General features: G+C 35.9%; 11 protein-coding genes. 7 read left to right on the top strand and 4 right to left on the bottom strand.

What is annotated here, in order from left to right; all coding sequences use genetic code 11:
• The first annotated feature begins 32 nt into the window (after positions 1-32).
• The 3 genes from BLQ00_RS00860 to BLQ00_RS00850 are packed head-to-tail and all read left to right on the top strand — an operon-like array spanning position 33 to position 1,525.
• On the top strand, positions 33-191 hold the full coding sequence (locus tag BLQ00_RS00860) for a YqaE/Pmp3 family membrane protein (RefSeq protein ID WP_093139452.1): 159 nt from the start codon (positions 33-35) through the stop codon (positions 189-191).
• A gap of 3 nt (positions 192-194) precedes the next feature.
• Positions 195-929: a hypothetical protein gene (locus tag BLQ00_RS00855; protein ID WP_139149341.1), complete on the top strand. Its 735-nt coding sequence runs from the start codon at positions 195-197 to the stop codon at positions 927-929.
• 59 nt (positions 930-988) lie between these two features.
• Positions 989-1,525, top strand: a complete 537-nt coding sequence (locus tag BLQ00_RS00850; RefSeq protein WP_139149340.1) for a hypothetical protein — start codon at positions 989-991, stop codon at positions 1,523-1,525.
• A gap of 78 nt (positions 1,526-1,603) precedes the next feature.
• Here BLQ00_RS00850 and BLQ00_RS00845 read toward each other — a convergent pair whose 3' ends face one another.
• A complete protein-coding gene (locus BLQ00_RS00845; RefSeq protein WP_093139447.1) occupies positions 1,604-3,859 on the bottom strand; it encodes a zinc-dependent metalloprotease in 2,256 nt (751 codons plus the stop codon).
• 285 nt (positions 3,860-4,144) lie between these two features.
• Between BLQ00_RS00845 and lipB the strand changes: the two genes are divergently transcribed.
• Positions 4,145-4,864: a lipoyl(octanoyl) transferase LipB gene (gene lipB, locus BLQ00_RS00840; protein ID WP_093139446.1), complete on the top strand. Its 720-nt coding sequence runs from the start codon at positions 4,145-4,147 to the stop codon at positions 4,862-4,864.
• A 26-nt stretch (positions 4,865-4,890) separates the two neighbouring features.
• Here the strand turns inward: lipB and BLQ00_RS00835 are convergent, their stop codons facing one another.
• The 3 genes from BLQ00_RS00835 to BLQ00_RS00825 form a co-directional block, all read right to left on the bottom strand.
• Positions 4,891-5,616, bottom strand: coding sequence for a DUF3108 domain-containing protein (locus BLQ00_RS00835; RefSeq protein WP_139149339.1), 726 nt, complete (start codon positions 5,614-5,616; stop codon positions 4,891-4,893).
• A 144-nt stretch (positions 5,617-5,760) separates the two neighbouring features.
• Complete coding sequence (locus BLQ00_RS00830; protein ID WP_139149338.1) at positions 5,761-8,193, bottom strand: hypothetical protein; 2,433 nt, start codon at positions 8,191-8,193, stop codon at positions 5,761-5,763.
• Positions 8,194-8,308: 115 nt separating this feature from the next.
• Positions 8,309-8,908, bottom strand: coding sequence for a ribonuclease HII (locus BLQ00_RS00825; protein WP_093141833.1), 600 nt, complete (start codon positions 8,906-8,908; stop codon positions 8,309-8,311).
• A 127-nt stretch (positions 8,909-9,035) separates the two neighbouring features.
• On the opposite strand from BLQ00_RS00825, the gene BLQ00_RS00820 reads away from it, so the two are divergent.
• The 3 genes from BLQ00_RS00820 to BLQ00_RS00810 are packed head-to-tail and all read left to right on the top strand — an operon-like array spanning position 9,036 to position 12,026.
• Entirely contained in the window at positions 9,036-10,976 is a 1,941-nt protein-coding gene (locus BLQ00_RS00820) for a putative porin (RefSeq protein ID WP_093139441.1), read from the top strand.
• A 49-nt stretch (positions 10,977-11,025) separates the two neighbouring features.
• Positions 11,026-11,589, top strand: a complete 564-nt coding sequence (locus tag BLQ00_RS00815; RefSeq protein WP_093139440.1) for a hypothetical protein — start codon at positions 11,026-11,028, stop codon at positions 11,587-11,589.
• Positions 11,586-12,026 carry a hypothetical protein gene (locus tag BLQ00_RS00810; RefSeq protein WP_093139438.1) on the top strand — a complete coding sequence of 147 codons (441 nt, stop codon included), beginning with the start codon at positions 11,586-11,588 and terminating at the stop codon, positions 12,024-12,026. The genes BLQ00_RS00815 and BLQ00_RS00810 overlap by 4 nt, the downstream gene beginning before the upstream one ends.
• The last annotated feature ends 1 nt before the right edge of the window (position 12,027 follow it).

The following is a 12,027-nucleotide window of genomic DNA, read 5'->3' as shown; positions in this document are numbered from 1 at the left end:
GGTCAGTTTTTTTTAATTTGTAAATTTGTACTATGAGTATTTGGAGAGTATTGCTTTCAATTTTGTTTCCACCTTTGGCCGTTTTGGATAAGGGATGCGGGTCTATTGTGATTGTTTTGATTTTAACGATCTGCGGATGGATTCCAGGTGTCATTGCCGCTTTAATTATTATTAATAATCCTAAGAATTAATTTATGTTACAACGTTTTTTAGTAGTTGTTTTTTCAATGTTATTAATCAGTTGCCAGTTTACTGAAACCATGGTTTTAAATGAAAATGGTAGCGGTCGTATAACGATGCATTTAAATATGGACGATATGATGTCTTTCGGCGGAATGGGTTTTGATACCACTAAAATAAAAGTAGATTCTATTATAGTGATGAAACAGTTTTTAGAATCGAAGAAGGATAGTATTTCGATGCTTTCTGAAGCAGAACAACAACGCTTAAAAAAGCTTGAAGATTATACGTTTCATATGGTAATGGATACCGAATCTTCAGAAATGCAATTGGAATTGTATCAAGATTTCAAACAAGTGAGCGAAGCTAATAATATGGTTGAAGGCTTAAATGAAGGTGCCAATCTAATGCCAGAAATGTCTAATAGCAAGAAAAATAGTCCCGATGATGCTTCAGAAGAAACGGTGGGTGTTCGTTTTTCTTTTGAAAAAAATGTTTTTAAAAGAGACGCTTATATCATGGATGCGGAGCGACACCAAATGAAAATAGATAGTATGCAGACTGCGAAAGCATTTATGTCGGGCATGACATATACATTAAAATATACCTTTCCGAAGAGAATTAAAAAGTCGTCAGTAGATGATGCAACCTACTCTTTAGATGGAAAAACAATTGAAGTTCATCGTGATTTTGTAGCGTATATTGAAAACCCTGACATTTTAGATGTAGAAGTGGAGTTAGAAAAATAAGCTATATTTGAAAGCGTTAAAAGCAGATATAAATCAATAATAACCTTAATCACAAATACATGAAAGCATTTTATTTTTTAATTCCTCTAATCATGATAAACGCATGTAAGAGTACAACCGGAGGAGCCGAGACTACCAAAACTGATTCAAAAGAAACTATGGCAATTACAGAAAGTGTGTGTCCAGATGCTGGAGCTTGTAACGTAAAGGTGATGAAAAATTCGTCATTAACGATTAAAGAAGATGAAACGGGACAATTATATCCAGTGATTACACCTGGAGAGAATATTGTGGTTGAATACTCGTATATGGAAAAAGGTCCTGAAGGAACTGCAGATGGCGATTATTCAGAGACAGTTCAATTTGAAATTAAAAATTCGGATGCAGATTTAGCATTGAAAGATGGAACTTTACAAACTGTAAATTTCTTATTTGGAAAGCAGTGTTTTTGTAGAGGAGAAGCTGGATTTTATAAAGTTGAAAATGGAGCTTTACAACTTTCTAAAAAAGGAGATCAACTTACTGTAGATGCTTCTTATGTAGTGGATGGAATTTCTCAAAAAACAAATCACTTTTCAAAAAATATTTCTCTTTAGAAAAAGAAGAGTATTATATAAATAAAAAGCGGGACTTATAACAAGTCCCGCTTTTTTTATATGAATGAACAAAGTTCCTTATTCAATGATAACTTTCATTGTTTGGCTTAATCCATTGTTTTTTACAGTTACGAAGTACATTCCAGCTACTAAATTAGAGTAGTTAAATGTTTCGTTAAATGTAGCTCCAGTACTTTCAAATACTTGAGTGTTGATTTCTCTTCCTCTTACATCATATAAAGAGATAGCGATTTCAGAAGTTGAAAGTGGTGTAAAGTTCACTTTAAAAGTTCCGTTAGATGGGTTAGGGTAAATTGCTAAATCAGAAAAATTAACATCATTAACACTAAGTTCACTATCAATTGTAAAGTTAGATGCATTTACATTGTAGAAAATGTTGTTTGAACTAGCAACCATTAATCTAGCATCTGTTGTGTCAATGTTAGAAGGAACAGTAATGTTAGCTGAACCATTGTTAGGTACTCCACTTGCAAGCGTAATATCAAAATTAAGACCTCCATCAACAGAAAGTAAAATGTCAACATTTGGACTGTTCACTGTACCAGAATCAGTTCCTGCAACATCCCAAGTAACCTCTCTTGTTTGAGCTGCATTCCAAGTAATGTTAGTAGCTTGTGAAGTTACAACAAACGGACCTGCACTGTCATCTACAGAAACAGCAGTGATATCACTAGCTGTAGAAGACCCACCTGCTGCGTTATCTCTAACTGTAAATCTGAAACGCATAACTCTACTTACTGAAGGAACAACTTCCCAAGTAGTTTGAGTAGAACCTAATAATACTGTAGGTAATGCTGGCATGTATCTGTCTGGACTTGCTTGAGATGGTAATGATCTAAAAGCTGGCCCTACAGTCGATGTTGGTTGTGGTGGCATTGCTGCTGCTTGATTGTCTCTTTGTTCCCAGTTGTACGAAAGAGTGTTTGTTGCATCTGGATCAGAAGCGATACCTTTTAATACGAAAGGAGTTGACTTAGGAATTGTAAAGTTGTCTCCTGCATCTGCAGTTGGAGGGTTGTTTCCTGTGTTTGTTTGAACACCACAAGTACTATTTCCAACAGAAATGTTATTCCACATTTCTAAAATGTTAATTCCATTGAAGTAATCGTCACTATGTGTTTGAACATTAGGAGCACAAATACCTGCGTATCCCATAATAGTTGAAGCACTACCTGGCTCTACAGAAGCTGAAGATCTTTGGCAGTTGTTGTTTTGAGTGTGGTTTCCACCAAATTGGTGACCCATTTCGTGCGCTACGTAATCTACATCAAAAAAGTCTCCAATTGGAGCAGGCAATCCTGTTACACCTCTAGCTTTTCCACTAGCAGTACAAGGAGAGTTTAATTGAGCAATACCTCCACCACCAGTACTAAATACGTGACCGATGTCATAATTTGCAGATCCAATAATGTTGTTACATGTAGTTTGGTTTTGGTTTAACATAACCGCACCATCATTGTTTGTGTAAGGGTCTGTAGCTGCATTTAAAAAGATAATGTCTGTGTTGTTAGGAACAATTACCATTGTAACTGAAAGATCTCTTTCGTAAATTCCATTTACACGAGTCATAGAAGTATTCATCGCACTTAAAACAGCTGCTTTTTTAACAGCGTCTGTAGCAGTGGTAGGAATCCCTTGGTTGTTTAAGTGGTATGTTGCATACTCTCCAGTACAAGCTAAAGCCAATCTGAAAGTTCTTAATTTACCATCGTCAGCATTTTTTAAAGCTGCTACTGCTTCGTAGTCTATTGTTGGTTCGTTAGAATCTTCAACTAAACACTCAAATGTGTTAGAGTCTGCAGGCATAGAACTTCTTGAATACCCAATGTAGAATTCTTTGTTTCTTGTGTATGGGTCAATGTAAGTAGTTTCATGATTTGCAGAAGAAATCATAGCGTTTAAACCAAGTGGAGAAACACTAAATCTAGCAATTGCTGTAGGGTCATCAATTCCTTGTGCAGCATACGATCTGATTTCAGGAAATTGAGCTTGCAAACCTTCAGTGAAAGTAGGAGCTTCTACAACACGGAAACTTTGCATTTCGCCGTTTAATGTTGGTAATTGAATAATTACTTGAGAAGTTGCTAGTTGGTCTCTTGAAGGAGCTTCACTAAGCATTGCTTTAAGATTAGCTGTGTTTAGTCTAAATAAATCGTAGTTAGACGGTTCTGCTTTTCTTGTTTCTTTTTCTAATGACTGGGTCCTGTCTGAAGATACAGACTCCCATACATTAGTTGCATTTTGAGCTTGTGATTGAAAACCAGCAAAGAAAATTGCTAGTGCAAACGAAGCCTTTAATAGGTAGTTTTTCATAACATTTATAATAGATTAATTTAATTTTGTAGAAAACAAATATATCATTTTAAAGACACTATTTTGTTTTCCTATTGCGTTTAGTATTTAAAAAAGGGTGTTTCATCCTTATTTATGCCATAAATTTAATGTTATTTTTAAACTTTTAGGGATTGAAAGTGCAATAAATGCGGTTTAAAGGGTGTAATAATTGAAATATTCTTTAATCGAGACCTAAAATCTTCTTAAATCTTTAAATTGTAGGGGTGTTTATCCTTAATTTTGCTCTTTAAAATTACTGTATAAATGTCCTTAAATAAACAGGTCGTAGTTGAAGATTTAGGAGTAAAGGATTACAAACAAACTTGGGATTATCAAGAGGAACTCTTCAAAGAAATTATTGATCTTAAAATCAAAAATCGAAGAGAAGAAACTGAAGTTGAAACTCCAAATTATTTGTTGTTTGTAGAACATCCGCATGTCTATACGTTAGGAAAAAGTGGCGACCTCTCTAATTTATTGATTTCCGAAGAAAAATTAGCCCAAATTAATGCTACGTATTATAAAATTAACCGAGGAGGTGATATTACCTACCACGGCCCAGGGCAAATTGTAGGCTATCCCATCTTAGATTTAGAAAATTTCTTTACAGACATTCATAAATACATGCGTTTTTTGGAAGAGATGATCATAAATACACTTTCAGAATACGGTATTAAGGCCGAACGATCTAAAGGAGAAACAGGTGTTTGGCTTGATGTAGGAACTCCTTTTGCTCGTAAAATTTGTGCCATGGGTGTTCGCGCAAGTCGTTGGGTGACCATGCACGGATTTGCTCTAAATGTAAATTCGGATCTTGGCTACTTTGATCATATGATTCCCTGCGGAATTAAAGGAAAGGCAGTAACCTCTTTAAATTTAGAACTAGGAAAAGAGTCTGTTTCTATGGAAGAAGTTAAAACAAAATTATTAAAACATTTCTTGCTCCTTTTTGAAGCAGAAGTCGCTTCTGAAGCTATTTCGTAAGCAACTAAAAACCATACGTTTCTTAGTTAATGCATTATTTGTAGTCTCCTTCTTGATTTTGGTTGACTATATTTTGTTAACTCACTTCTCATCGTTAAAACATCGTCTGCATTGTAATCCAATTGCTTTACAATTCCAGGTCCTTCAGCAAGCCATAGTTTTGTTTTAAAGGATTCGGACATATTTAAAGAAGGAATTGTGTAATTAAAGGTACGTGTTAGTACCAAGCATTTAAAACTGCCTGCTGCAGTTGTAATGGTTTCTTCTCCAATCACTTTTCTATTACCAATAACCATGTCAATACTCGTTGACTCTCCAGCAATATCCATTGTCATTTTTATAGAAGCTCTTTTAAGCGTACTTCCTATCGATAAATCATTTGGGTAATCTAGCGTTGTGCTAGTCATTTTAAGGTTCATCTCTTTGTATTGTTCCAACGTTTTTTGATCTATCATCGATTCCATATCGATAGAGAACACATTATTTTTACAATACACTTTATAGGGCATTTCCGAAATGACAGCTCCTGCGGCATCTTTCGTAATTGAATGAACAGTTCCTATCGCTTTTCCATCCTTTTTTGTAACCTCAGTAACCGCATAATCAACTACAGAAACGGGAGTGTCGCCATCTTTGTAATTTGTCATTTGATAAGTAGCATCCTCTGTAAGCGGAAAGTAAGTACTGCAACTTTGCGAAATAGCAATTGTTGTTGAAAATAAGACTAACAGGAGGGAAATAATATTTTTCATAGGGCTATACATTAGCGAAATGGCTTTCTTCTGAATTGAATTTGCTCAAAAATATATTTTATTCTGAAAAATACGGGTATAAAAACCATCAGATTTGGAAAATAGAAAATAAAGGTTTCAATTCTCGATGCAGAAAAGACGTGTTTACTGAATCGTATATTTTAAAATTTCTTTCGCGTCACCTTTCACAACAAGGATGAGCTTTCCTTTTTTAGAGCTTTCTTCAACGGAAGCACTCGCGCTACCAAAAACAGGGAATCCAGAAATAAGTTCTCCGTCTTTTTTAAACAAATACACTTTGTTTTGTTGTGTTTCGGTAATTGAAACATACGTATTTCGATTGGCAAGAAATAATTTTGGCTGTGTATACACACCAAACGGAAGCTCAACAAGGCGACCGTTAATTCGCAATAAATTATCATCTAATGTTACCTTGGTGCTTCCCATCATGGCAAAATGATAATTGTCTGAAACTTGCAAAGGCAGCGATGTCACTTTACCCGCTTGTGAAATGCTTTCTTTTTTGTGATCTTTTGTAATAACAACAAAATTAGAACCTTCTTTTTGAATAGGTATTTCTGAAAATTGAAAATTTTTCGAAACGGTAACTCTCGATTTTCCAACCCGACTTAGTAAATTAAGCTTTCCACTTTCTTCGGCAATTGCAATGTAATCTTTATTGCCCAATCGAATGTGTTGCGGCGATAATACAATTGGTGTTTTGGTTTTTTTGAAAGTAAATCCTTTTACCGCTTTTCCTTCCGAGTCGTACATAAATACTTCCTCGTTTTGTGTTACTATAAAACGGTATTTTCGGTTGTTGTCGTAGTCAAAAACGGAAAGCGGTTGTGTAATAGGGTCTTTAAATTTTATAGGAAACGGCGCAACAGCTTTTCCTGTACGATCTAGAATGTAAAAGGTGTGTTTCGTGGTAAACGCAAGTTGTTTTTTCCCGTTCCGTAGTAAATCTACTTCAGTAATAGTTCCTAAAATAGGGCCGTCTAATTTTTCTTTCCACAATACTTTTCCGTTGGAAGAGATAAAAAATAATGCGTTGGTCATGTCTTGCACCACAATGTCCTCTTGGTTTGTTTTGTGATTGCTGAAAAACTGCGGATCTCCAAGTAGTTGATTGGTGAATTTCACATTAAAATCTTCCGAAACAGTCCCTGTAGTTTGCTTCTTTTCTGAAGCTTCTTCCGAAACAAAATTAACATGTGCAAAATCACGGTCATAACTGTATTGCAACACGGCTAATGGATATTTTTTGAGAGAAATGTTGTGTTCAGAGCTTTCAGAAGTGGTGAAAAATCCAGAAAGATTGGTAGGAATGGCACCTTGCATTTTAAAAAGTACGAACGATGATGCAGCGGCTAATTCCGATTGGTGCATTTCATAATATGCGCTTTTGTCCAAACAGCCATTATTTTTATAAGCCGAAATAAGCTGCTCTGCGGTGGCTTCATTTTCAGTAAAAACAAAAAAGTCGTCTAACTGAAACGCAAGGGTTGGGAGCGTTGTACTAATCAAAGGATAAAAAGCATTTCGAAATAATTTAGGCTCGCTAAAGGTGCGAATATCAATTTCTCGAAAGGTATTTTTTTCTGAAACAAAACGAGCCAAGGCTTCATCGGTAAGCATCGGGTCGATACTCTTTAAAACAATTGCATTCCCTTCTGAAAGGGTGATATGTCCAACCTCATTTACAGATCCGAAAAGACCTGTGGTTGTCAGTTTTGTAGAATCTTTTTTAAATACTTGTAGTTTTTTCTGAAGCAATTCAGCATCGCTAAATGTAAACGAATACGCCGCTGTAGCTTCGGTAGGAAGTATGGCTGCTATATTGTTTTGTTGTGGTACTTGACCTTTAAAGACGGCTAATACTTGCGGCACTGAATCATTGGCAATACTAACACCCGTCGCTGTAATTCCGTCTTGCAACACGGTAATACTCATGGCCGTCCAACTTGTAAAATCAACCGAAAGCGAATCGTTTAGCGTTACTTTTTCTCCTTTTGTAATGGCCGTAAAATCACTACCGTTGTTAATTGAAAACACTTTTTTAAATGTGTTGCTTTTTTCTGTTTTCCCATCTAAAATCCCTTGTAAAACAGCTTGCGAAGTAGAAGCGATAAACACACTGTCTTTTATTGTTGTAAACGATGTTTGTGCATCAATGGTGATTTTTTGAAGCGTTTTATCGTTATACGTAATCGTTTCAATGGTTTTGTTTGGGATAGAATCTGCGGTGAATAATTTAGAGGTTAACCTCGTAATAAAAGTAACGTCTGAAACAGTGTTTGTTTCCGTAATACACACAATGCTTTTTGCAGTAGGCGTTAAATGTTTTAGCAAATTAGCCCTTTCTGATAGTCCTTTAAAGAGTCCTTTTTTCTGAATTTCTGAAAGTACCGTATTGGAATTCACATCCGATGTAAAGGTTGTAAAACCCGTTTCAGGATCGGGAACTTCCGAAATTTTAAATACAACGGAAGCACCTTCAGGTACATAATCGATAAGATCTCCAGTGGTTGTAACAGGGGTGTCGCAGCGCCATAAAACCAATAGCGAAAGCACAAAAAATACGTTTTTCAGAAAACACTTCATATTACAAAAATAACAATCAATTTTGGCTGTTCGTACATATTAACAATTCTTTATTGACGGGTTTTCAACAACGTAGAAAAACAGTTTAAACATCCAAACGCAATTGTTCGGGGAGGAGTTTAAAACTCATTCTGTGAAACGGTGTAGTGCCGTGTTCGCAAATGGCAGCACGGTGTTGTTTGGTGGGATAGCCTTTGTTTTGTTTCCAATTATACGCAGGAAATTTCTCGTGTAAATCTTCCATATAAGCGTCACGCGCAGTTTTTGCAAGAATGGAAGCTGCAGCAATGTGTAAATATTTTCCATCTCCTTTAATCACACATTCATACGGAATCTTTCCGAAGGGCTTAAAACGATTGCCATCAATTGCAATAAATTCAGGTTGCGTTGTTAACTTTTTAATAGAGCGGTGCATTGCCAAAATGGAAGCGTTAAGAATGTTTATTTTGTCAATTTCTTCCATCATTACATGCGTCACACTATAGCAAATAGCTTCGGCCTCTATAATTTCTTTCAGTTGTAAGCGTTTTTTTTCTGAAAGCTGTTTAGAATCGGTTAAAAATGGATGACTAAAATCGTCTGGTAAAATTACCGCAGCCGCAGTAACAGGGCCCGATAAACAACCACGTCCCGCTTCGTCGGTACCACATTCTAACAAATGCTTGTGTATTTTTAATTCTAACATTGGGTGCAAATTACAAAAAACGAAGATTGAACCAACTCGCAAACTCATTTTTGAAGCAACTTCTTTGAAGATTGGTGCTTGAAAGTTGGCGCTTATTTTGTTATTTTGCAACGTAAGGAAAATATTGATGAAGAAAACCTTTTTGCTAGTTCTGTGGATGTGTGTGTCAACAATCGTGTATGCACAAAATAAACCTGCTGGAGATAGATCTGCTCAAAACACTAGAACCCAAACAGCGTCAAATAATACGAAAGGAAAAGCTGAAAAGCCCCCCATTGATTTGTACCGTATTATTTCGGCCCAACGCGATACTACTTATATAGACACAACACTTTCCATTCAGAAGGATTATAAATTTAATTACCTACGCAAGGATGATTTTGAATTGTTGCCGTTTTCCAATGTTGGACAAACGTATAATTCGTTGGCTTATAATTTTGACCGACTTAATTTAAAACCACTTTTTGCCGCACAGTCGCATCATTTCAATTATCACGAAATTGAAGCTATTAACTATTACCACGTTCCGACACCTTTAACTGAATTGTATTTTAAAACAGCTTTTCGTCAAGGACAGCAAATGGATGCTTTTTTTACGGTAAATACTTCCGAGCAATTTAATTTTTCAATCGCTTATAAAGGGATTCGTTCGTTAGGAGCGTACCAGCAAATGCTAACAAGTACAGGTAATTTTACGTTTACAACCAATTACCACACAAAAAACAAACGGTATAAAATTAAGGCACATATGACTGCCCAAGATGTGTTGAATGAAGAGAACGGCGGACTCGCAGATGCTTCCTTAGAATTGTTTATAAATGACGATTCTGAGTTTTCCGATAGAGGACGTCTTGATGTGAATTTTGAAAATGCCGAAAATAAATTGGAAGGACTTCGATTCTATGGAGAACACGAATATGAGCTAATTTCGAAGCGCGACAGTAGTAATTATTCTGTGTTAACCATTGGAAATAGTATTTCGTACGAGGATAAATTTTACGAATACCGACAAACCAGTCCGTATGATGGTTTTGGTGAATCTTTTGAAACGGCTGATTTGAAAGAGACCGTGAAGTTAGAAGATTTTAATGCGAAAGCTTTTGCAAATTTCAATAGTTCTGTCTTCGGAAAGCTAAGTGCCTTCGCAGGATATACCAATTATAATTATGGATATGATTCAGTCCTCATTTTAGAAGACGGGCGTATCACCAATCGTTTGAAAGGGAGTATCGTGGAAGTGGGAGCCACTTATGAAAAAGAGTATCGTGGATTTCAACTTTCCGGAAAAGGAGCGATCAATGTCGCTGGCGATTACGATGGAAATTACCTAAGAGGAGCTGCTTCTTATGCACTAGATGCCGACAATAAAGCGGAAGCATCTCTTACAATTCATTCTGTAGCGCCAAATTTTAATTTTCAACTATATCAAAGTGATTACATAAATTACAATTGGCAAAACAATTTGAATAATGTAAAAACACAAGAACTTCGTTTTGATTTGAAATCTAAGAAACTTCTGAATGCTTCGGTAAGTTATACGGGAATTGATGATTATGCCTATTTTGGGATAAAAGCCAACGATTCTACACCAACACCAAATCAGTTTAACGATCGGGTTGATTACTTAAAGATTAAAGCTGAAAAAGAGTTTCGTTATAAAAAATGGGGATTAGCAAATACAGTGATGTACCAACAAGTTCTTAATGGGGAGTCTGTTTTTAACGTGCCTCAAATACTTACTCGAAACACGGTTTATTACGAAGATCATTTATTTAAAAGAGCATTGTTCTTGCAAACAGGAATCAATTTTAAGTATTTTACAACGTACCATATGAATGCCTACGATCCTGTGTTGGCCGAATTCTATGTGCAAAACGATCAAGAAATAGGTGGTTTTCCACTTGTCGATTTTTTCTTTAATGCGAAAATTAAACAAACGCGTATCTTCTTTAAATGGGAGCATTTTAATACATTGTTCTCCAATAAAAGTGAATACTTTTCAGCACCTGGATATCCATATCGCGATGCTGTGATTCGTTTCGGCTTGGTGTGGGATTTCTTTTTATAATGTTTTATACACTATAGAAACTTCTTGTAGTAAACACTAATAATTTTTAATGAGTAAACACAAAGTCATTCGGTTTTTCATAGTACTAACTGTCTTGCTACTTCAAATTGTATTTTTAGCAGTCACGGTGAAAGAGAAATACGAAACCGACAACTTTGCCGCCATACTATCAATACTTCTAATTTTACTGACTATTTTTTTTGGATATAGGTACTTAGATTTGCACCATCATGAATATGCATACGAACAGGTTTCGGTAGTGATTTGGGTTCCTATTGGAGCAGTTGTTTGTTATGTGCTAAATGTTTATGGAAATCTAGGAAGTGTTTTAGCTGCAGGAATTACTGGAACTGTGGCCTCTTTTTTGCCCTTATTGCGTAAAGAGTCTTTTTATCTTAAAAAGTTGCCAAACGCAATGTATTGCGGTGCTTTTGTCGGAATGTCAAGCGTAGCAATAACACCTTCAATAGGTTTTGTAGTTGCCGCCGGAATTTTAGCAGGAGTCTTTTATATGTTGTCTAAAAACTTATTTCTAGGTATCGGCGGAAAACTTGGTACAATTGCTTTTGTGGGAGTGGTTCTTGTTTCTTTAATTAACTGGATAGTGCTATGAATGATATCATTATTATACTAACTGGGATTCTTGGAGCAACACTTACGTTTTACGTGAGCAAACGTTTAAACCAAGGAGCCGTTCGAGCTTCTGCGTTACTTTCATTATTAGTAGGATTATTTTTTTATGTGTTTCCAAACTTACTCAACGACTATCTAACAAAAAATATTCAAATTGTATTTATAGGCGCTTCCTTCATCGGAATGGTTTCTTCCAAAAATGGAAGTTATACGCGCCTAATCGTGGCAGGATCTATATTTAGTGTGATCTACATTAATAAAAGCAGTTTCTTCGACGGGTACGGAGGCGCCATTGGAACCTTGGCTCTAATCGCTTTACTTGCAAGCATGACATTTTCGGATGCGTTTTCGAGTAGCCCAAAAATAGCCCATGCCATTGTACGAGTTCGGAAAAAGATTTTTAATCAGAAAAAGTAAG

The sequence above is a fragment of the Ulvibacter litoralis genome, from assembly GCF_900102055.1.
In the GTDB taxonomy this organism is placed as follows: domain Bacteria; phylum Bacteroidota; class Bacteroidia; order Flavobacteriales; family Flavobacteriaceae; genus Ulvibacter; species Ulvibacter litoralis.
This window is presented reverse-complemented; position numbering and strand designations above follow the sequence as displayed.